The sequence below is a fragment of the Bradyrhizobium sp. BRP23 genome, from assembly GCF_020194135.1.
Classification (GTDB): Bacteria; Pseudomonadota; Alphaproteobacteria; order Rhizobiales; family Xanthobacteraceae; genus Bradyrhizobium; species Bradyrhizobium yuanmingense.
In genome coordinates, this window is the sequence record NZ_JADYVW010000076.1 from 1 (window position 1) to 379 (window position 379).

The 379-nt window shown below is 72.8% G+C and carries 1 protein-coding gene; it reads left to right on the forward strand.

Translation table 11 applies throughout. The annotated features are described in order from the left end of the window. A partial coding sequence (locus I6F24_RS37410; RefSeq protein WP_225156631.1) for a hypothetical protein occupies positions 1-379 on the forward strand: 379 nt, incomplete at both ends.

Sequence of the window (379 nt, forward strand, 5' to 3'; positions counted from 1 at the left end):
GACCAAGGCGCGTGGCGCCGGCCAGCTGCAGCTGCGGTGGAACGCCGCCGACGCGGCGCCGTTCGCGACGATCGACGTGCCCGCGGGTACCGGCTGGCAGACGGTGACCACGCCGCTGTCCGGGCTGCCCTCGGGTGCGGGCAAGCTGTTCGTCACCTCCAGTGGCGGGGTCGACGTCGACGCCTTCACGTTCCAGGGCGCCGGGGTCGCGGACAAGACGCCGCCCACGGTGTCGGCCGCGCTGACGCCGTCGGCGCCGACCGGGGCGAACGGCTGGTACACGGGCAACGTCACGCTGACCGTGTCCGCCACCGACAACGGCACGGTGTCCAGCCGGCAGTACTCGGTGGACAACGGCAAGACCTGGGTGAACGCGAAC